This is a genomic window from Klebsiella sp. 28 (assembly GCF_018223905.1).
GTDB lineage: Bacteria > Pseudomonadota > Gammaproteobacteria > Enterobacterales > Enterobacteriaceae > Klebsiella > Klebsiella pneumoniae.
The window spans coordinates 22005-28631 of sequence record NZ_JAGRQY010000084.1 but is presented as its reverse complement, the minus strand read 5'-3'; the positions used below and the strand labels follow the sequence as shown (position 1 = coordinate 28631).

Below are 6627 nucleotides of genomic sequence, written 5' to 3'. Positions count from 1 at the left end.
GCCCATACTCCATCAGGGCGGCGATATCGTAGGCCGCCAGGGTGCGCATAAAGACTTCGCCGGTGCCGGTACAGGAGACCGCCACGCTGGCATTATTGGCATAACACCCCGCGCCCGGCAGCGGGCTGTCGCCGACGCGTCCGGGCAGTTTGTTGGTCATGCCGCCGGTGGAGGTCGCCGCCGCCAGATTGCCGGCCAGATCGAGCGCCACCGCGCCGACGGTGCCCATTTTCTGGCGTTCGTCGAGTGGAGCGGCGTGGTGGTCGAGGATAATCTCCCCGCCCGCTTTCGCCTCCTGCAGCTGCAGTAGCCTTTCAGGAGTGGAAAAGAGATCGTTATCCACGCGCGCCATCCCGTGGGAGATGGCAAAATTGTCCGCCCCCTCGCCGATCAGTAGTACGTGCGGACTCTTCTCCAGCACCAGACGCGCCGCCAGCACCGGATTACGCAAATGTTTGACCCCGGCTACCGCGCCAGCCTGCAGGCTGTAGCCGTCCATTACGCAGGCGTCCAGCTCGTGGGTTTGATCGCGGGTAAATACCGCGCCCATTCCGGCGTTGAACAACGGACACTCCTCCAGCAGCCGAACGGCCTCGGTCACGGCATCCAGCGCGCTGGCGCCCGCGGCCAACATTTTCTGCCCGCTTTCGACGATAGTCGACAGCGCCGCCACATACTCTCGCTCCCGCTCCGGCGTCATTTGCGCGCGAGAAATCGCCCCTGCGCCGCCGTGAATTGCTATAACCGCCTTGCCCATTTCGCCAGTCCTTAACGATGAAGTGGATCGCCCCTGCCCTGTCGTACCGCGGCGCGGCGCCGGTCATGTCATGAATAAGGGTATTGATATCATTATATTGCTGAATGTCTTATACAATTTTTGAATATAGAAAGAGCGGCGGGCGATGTAAAGCCTCGTACCCAGGTGGCATACAGCCCGCGCCGCTTTTCTGCCATAATAGGCGTTTTCGCTGTTTTGCCCGCAGGAGTGACCCATGGATTTTACCGCCGGACTGATGCCGCTCGACACAGCCCTCGCCCAGATGCTCGATCGTATTACGCCGCTGAACGCGACGGAAACTGTACCGCTGTTGCAGGCCTTCTCGCGTGTGACCGCCCATGACATCGTCTCCCCGCTGGATGTGCCCGGCTTTGATAACGCGGCGATGGATGGCTATGCCGTCCGGCTGAACGACCTTCGCGACGGCGCGGCGCTGCCGGTCGCCGGTAAGGCCTTCGCCGGCCAGCCGTTCAACGACGCCTGGCCGTCGGGGACCTGTATCCGCATCATGACCGGCGCGCCGGTGCCGGAAGGCTGCGATGCGGTGGTGATGCAGGAAGAGACTGAACAGACCGAGGCCGGCGTGCGCTTTATCGCGCCGGTAAAAGCCGGGCAGCATATTCGCCGCCGCGGAGAAGATATTGCCCACGGCGCGGTGGTCTTCCCGGCGGGGTCACCCCTGACGGTGGCCGAGCTGCCGGTGCTGGCCTCGCTGGGCATTGCCGAGGTCGAGGTGGTGCGCAAGGTACGCGTCGCGGTCTTCTCAACCGGCGATGAGCTGCAGCTGCCGGGTCAACCGCTCGGCGACGGCCAGATTTACGATACCAACCGCCTGGCAGTGCACCTGATGCTGCAGCAGTTGGGCTACGAGGTCATTAACCTCGGCATTATTCCTGACGACCCGGCGAAGCTTCGTGACGCTTTTATCGCCGCCGACCAGCAGGCCGATGTGGTCATTAGCTCCGGCGGCGTCTCGGTGGGTGAAGCCGATTACACCAAAACTATCCTCGAAGAGCTGGGGGAGATCGGCTTCTGGAAGCTGGCGATTAAGCCGGGGAAACCCTTCGCCTTCGGCAAGCTTAGCAGCAGCTGGTTCTGCGGCCTGCCGGGTAACCCGGTGTCCGCCACCGTCACCTTCTGTCAGCTGGTGCAACCCCTGCTGGCGAAACTCTCGGGCAAGCACGGCCCGCTTCAGGCGCCCCGCCTGCGGGTCCGCGCCGCCACGCGCCTGAAAAAGTCGCCTGGCCGCCTCGATTTTCAGCGCGGTATTCTGCAGCGCAACCCGGACGGCGAACTGGTGGTGAACACCACCGGCCATCAGGGCTCGCACATTTTCAGCTCCTTCAGCCTCGGCAACTGCTTTATCGTGCTGGAGCGTGAGCGCGGCCATGTTGAAGCAGGCGAATGGGTCGAGGTCGAACCCTTCAGTCACCTGTTTGGGGGGCTGTAATGACCGTTGAGCTGAGCGATGAAGAGATGCTGCGCTATAACCGGCAGATCGTCTTGCGCGGTTTTGATTTTGACGGCCAGGAGCGGTTAAAAGCCGCTCGCGTGCTGGTGGTCGGCCTCGGCGGGCTCGGCTGCGCCGCCGCGCAGTATCTGGCCGCCGCCGGGGTCGGGCAGCTCACCCTGCTCGATTTCGACACTGTCTCGCTCTCCAACCTGCAGCGCCAGACGCTGCACAGCGACGCCACCCTCGGCCAGCCGAAGGTGGATTCCGCCCGCGAGGCGCTGGCGCGCATTAACCCGCACGTCCGTCTGGTCCCGCTCAATGCCTTGCTGGATGAGGCGGCGCTGGCGGCGCAGATTGCCGATCACGATCTGGTGCTCGACTGCACCGACAACGTCGCCATTCGCAACCAGCTTAACGTCGGCTGCTTTCAGCACAAAACCCCACTGGTCTCCGGAGCGGCGATCCGTATGGAGGGGCAAATCAGCGTCTTTACCTATCAGGATGGCGAACCCTGCTACCGCTGCCTGAGCCGTTTGTTCGGCGAAAATGCCCTCACCTGCGTCGAAGCCGGGGTAATGGCCCCGCTGGTAGGCACCATCGGTTCGCTGCAGGCGATGGAGGCGATTAAGCTGCTGAGCGGCTACGGCACCCCTGCCAGCGGAAAAATCGTCATCTACGATGCCATGACCTGCCAGTTTCGCGAAATGAGGCTGATGCGTCACCCGCAGTGCGAGGTATGCGGCTCGCACTGACCCCCACACCGGCGACGAGAGTCGCCGGTGGTTTTGTGACCGCTCTCGTTATTTTCTCCTCTCTGACTTATCCCCATCCCGCTTGTTGATTTGCGTCAACATAACTTTCATTCGAAAGTGTTTTTATATTCATACGCAAACAAGAGGATAAGCCATGATCTTCAACATCCAGCGCTATTCCACCCATGACGGCCCAGGGATCCGCACCGTCGTCTTCCTGAAAGGCTGCTCGCTGGGCTGCCGCTGGTGCCAGAACCCGGAGAGCCGCGCCCGTAGCGAAGATCTGCTGTATGACTCGCGGCTGTGCCTGGCCGGCTGCGAGCTGTGCCAGCAGGCGGCGCCGGCGGTTATCACCCGCACCCTCGATGGCCTGATCATTCACCGGCAAAACGTTAACGACAGCCATATCGCCGCGCTGCGCGACTGCTGCCCCACCACCGCGCTCACGGTGTGCGGCGAGGAGAAGAGCGTCGAGGAGATCATGGCGACGGTGCTGCGTGATAAACCATTCTACGATCGCAGCGGCGGCGGCATCACTCTTTCCGGCGGCGAACCCTTTATGAACCCAACGCTGGCGCAAGCGCTGTTCGAAGCCAGTCATCAGGCAGGCATTCACACCGCCGTGGAAACCTGCCTGCACGTGCCGTGGAAATACATTGAACCGTCTTTACCCTTTGTCGACCTGTTTCTCGCCGATCTGAAGCACGTTGACGAGGCCGTTTTTCAGCAGTGGACCGACGGCAGCGCCCGCCGGGTGCTGGATAACCTGCAGCGTCTGGCGCAGGCGGGGAAAAAAATGATTATTCGCGTGCCGTTGATCCAGGGATTCAACGCCAGCGAAGCCGACATTGCCGCGATCACCGATTTTGCCGCCGATCGCCTGCAGGTCAGCGAGATCCATTACCTGCCGTACCACACGCTGGGAATGAACAAATACCAGTTACTCAGTCAGCCCTACACCGCACCGGACAAACCGCTGGACGCTCCTGAGCTGCTCGCCTTCGCGCAGGATTATGCGCAAAGCAAGGGGCTAACGGCGATATTACGAGGATAACCCTATGACTACCCTGAAGCTCAACACCCTCAGCGCCCGTATCCAGGCCCATAAAATGGCGCTGGTGCATATCGTCAAGCCGCCGGTCTGTACCGAGCGCGCCCGCCACTATACGGAGATGTATCAGCGGCATCTCGATAAACCGATCCCGGTGCGCCGCGCGCTGGCGCTGGCTCACCACCTGGCGGAGCGCACCATCTGGATCAAGCATGATGAGCTGATCGTCGGTAACCAGGCCAGCGAAGTGCGCGCCGCGCCTATTTTCCCGGAATACACCGTCAGCTGGATTGAGAAAGAGATCGACGATCTCGCCGACCGCCCCGGCGCCGGCTTCTCGGTCAGCGAGGAGAATAAACGCGTATTGCATGCAGTGTGCCCATGGTGGCGCGGCCAGACCGTACAAGACCGCTGCTACGGTATGTTCACCGATGAGCAAAAGGCGCTGCTCGCCACCGGCATTATTAAGGCGGAAGGCAATATGACCTCCGGGGATGCTCACCTCGCGGTCAATTACCCCTTGCTGCTGGAGAAAGGGCTCGACGGGATGCGTGCGAAAGTCGCCGAACGCCGCTCGCGTATCAATTTGACGGTACTGGAAGACCTGCACGGCGAGCAGTTCCTGAAAGCGATTGATATCGTGCTGGAAGCGGTCAGCGATCACAGCAAACGCTTCGCCGCGCTGGCGCGCGAGATGGCGACAGCAGAATCCCGCGAATCACGCCGCCACGAACTGCTGACGATTGCCGAAAACTGCGACGTCATCGCCCATGAGCCGCCGAAAACCTTCTGGCAGGCGCTGCAGCTGTGCTACTTCATTCAGCTTATCCTGCAGATTGAATCCAATGGCCATTCGGTATCCTTTGGCCGTATGGACCAGTACCTCTACCCGTACTACCGCCGCGACGTTGAGTTGCAACAGTCGCTGGATCGCGAACAGGCCATTGAGCTGCTGCACAGCTGCTGGCTGAAGCTGCTGGAGGTCAATAAGATCCGTTCCGGCTCGCACTCCAAAGCCTCTGCCGGCAGCCCGCTATACCAGAACGTCACCATCGGCGGCCAGAATCTGGTGGATGGTAAGCCGCAGGACGCGGTCAACCCGCTATCGTATGCGATCCTGGAATCCTGCGGTCGCCTGCGTTCTACCCAGCCGAACCTCAGCGTGCGCTACCACGCCGGGATGAGCAACGACTTCCTCGACGCCTGCGTCCAGGTGATCCGCTGCGGTTTCGGCATGCCGGCGTTTAACAACGATGAAATCGTCATCCCGGAATTCATTAAGCTGGGCATTGAGCCGCAGGACGCCTACGATTACGCGGCTATCGGCTGTATCGAAACCGCGGTCGGCGGTAAGTGGGGCTACCGCTGCACCGGCATGAGCTTTATCAACTTCGCGCGGGTGATGCTGGCGACGCTGGAAGGCGGCCGCGATGCCACCAGCGGTCAGGTATTCCTGCCCCAGGAGCATGCCCTGTCGAAAGGCAACTTCGCTAATTTCGACCAGGTGCTGACAGACTGGGATAACCAGATCCGCTACTACACCCGTAAATCCATTGAGATTGAGTATGTGGTCGATACCATGCTGGAGGAAAACGTCCACGATATTCTCTGCTCGGCGCTGGTCGATGACTGCATCGAACGGGCGAAAAGCATTAAGCAGGGCGGCGCGAAGTATGACTGGGTTTCCGGCCTGCAGGTGGGTATCGCCAACCTCGGCAACAGCCTCGCGGCGGTGAAAAAACTGGTCTTCGATCAGGGCGCCATCGGCCAGCAGGAGCTGGCGAAGGCGCTGGCGGAAGATTTCGACGGTCTGACCCACGAGCAGCTGCGCCAGCGGTTGATCAACGGCGCGCCGAAGTATGGTAACGATGATGACAGCGTCGACGAGTTGCTGGCGCGGGCCTACCAGACCTATATCGACGAGCTGAAGCAGTACCACAACCCGCGCTATGGCCGCGGCCCGATTGGCGGCAATTATTACGCTGGCACCTCCTCTATTTCCGCTAACGTCCCGTTCGGCGCGCAGACCATGGCGACGCCGGATGGCCGTAAAGCGCATACCCCGCTGGCGGAGGGGGCCAGCCCGGCCTCCGGTACCGACCATCTGGGTCCGACGGCGGTTATCAGTTCGGTGGGCAAGCTGCCGACCGGGGCGATCCTCGGCGGCGTGCTGCTTAATCAGAAGCTGAATCCGTCAACGCTGGAGAACGAGTCCGATAAGCAGAAGCTGATGGTGCTGCTGCGCACTTTCTTCGAGGTGCACAAAGGCTGGCATATCCAGTACAACATCGTGTCGCGCGACACGCTGCTGGAAGCCAAGAAACATCCTGACCAGTACCGCGATTTAGTGGTCCGCGTCGCTGGATACTCGGCATTCTTCACCGCCCTGTCGCCGGATACCCAGGACGATATCATCGCCCGTACCGAACATACGCTGTAATCCTTCGTGCCCGCTGGCGCTATGCTTAGCGGGCCAACCCTGTTCTGCAGGCCGGAAAAGACATGCCCTTCCGGCATTTTCTGAATGCGTGAACTTTCATTCGAAATAAATTTGTGCTCCTCATCACATTGTAATTAGAATGTTACTGGTCGA

5 protein-coding genes are annotated in these 6627 nt (G+C 60.8%); 4 read left to right on the top strand and 1 reads right to left on the bottom strand.

The window, feature by feature from the left end; translation table 11 throughout:
* Positions 1-757, bottom strand: a 757-nt coding sequence (locus tag KHQ28_RS14880; protein ID WP_211777629.1) for an isoaspartyl peptidase/L-asparaginase, incomplete at its 3' end; no start/stop codon positions are given.
* A 235-nt stretch (positions 758-992) separates the two neighbouring features.
* Here KHQ28_RS14880 and moeA point away from each other — a divergent pair.
* From moeA to KHQ28_RS14860, 4 genes are all read left to right on the top strand, one after another.
* On the top strand, positions 993-2228 hold the full coding sequence (gene moeA, locus KHQ28_RS14875) for a molybdopterin molybdotransferase MoeA (RefSeq protein ID WP_016947479.1): 1236 nt from the start codon (positions 993-995) through the stop codon (positions 2226-2228).
* On the top strand, positions 2228-2983 hold the full coding sequence (moeB, locus tag KHQ28_RS14870) for a molybdopterin-synthase adenylyltransferase MoeB (protein WP_004176736.1): 756 nt from the start codon (positions 2228-2230) through the stop codon (positions 2981-2983). The genes moeA and moeB overlap by 1 nt, the downstream gene beginning before the upstream one ends.
* Before the next feature lie 154 nt (positions 2984-3137).
* Entirely contained in the window at positions 3138-4037 is a 900-nt protein-coding gene (locus tag KHQ28_RS14865) for a glycyl-radical enzyme activating protein (RefSeq protein WP_004183492.1), read from the top strand.
* A gap of 4 nt (positions 4038-4041) precedes the next feature.
* Positions 4042-6474 (top strand): formate C-acetyltransferase/glycerol dehydratase family glycyl radical enzyme, encoded by a 2433-nt coding sequence (locus tag KHQ28_RS14860; protein WP_016947480.1) that lies wholly within the window; start codon positions 4042-4044, stop codon positions 6472-6474.
* Positions 6475-6627 lie beyond the last annotated feature (153 nt).

Bases quoted from the DNA above. Each gene is read 5' to 3' on its own strand.
- moeB (WP_004176736.1), top strand. From the start codon at position 2,228: ATGACCGTTGAGCTGAGCGATGAAGAGATGCTGCGCTATAACCGGCAG.
- KHQ28_RS14860 (WP_016947480.1), top strand. From the start codon at position 4,042: ATGACTACCCTGAAGCTCAACACCCTCAGCGCCCGTATCCAGGCCCAT.
- KHQ28_RS14865 (WP_004183492.1), top strand. From the start codon at position 3,138: ATGATCTTCAACATCCAGCGCTATTCCACCCATGACGGCCCAGGGATC.
- moeA (WP_016947479.1), top strand. From the start codon at position 993: ATGGATTTTACCGCCGGACTGATGCCGCTCGACACAGCCCTCGCCCAG.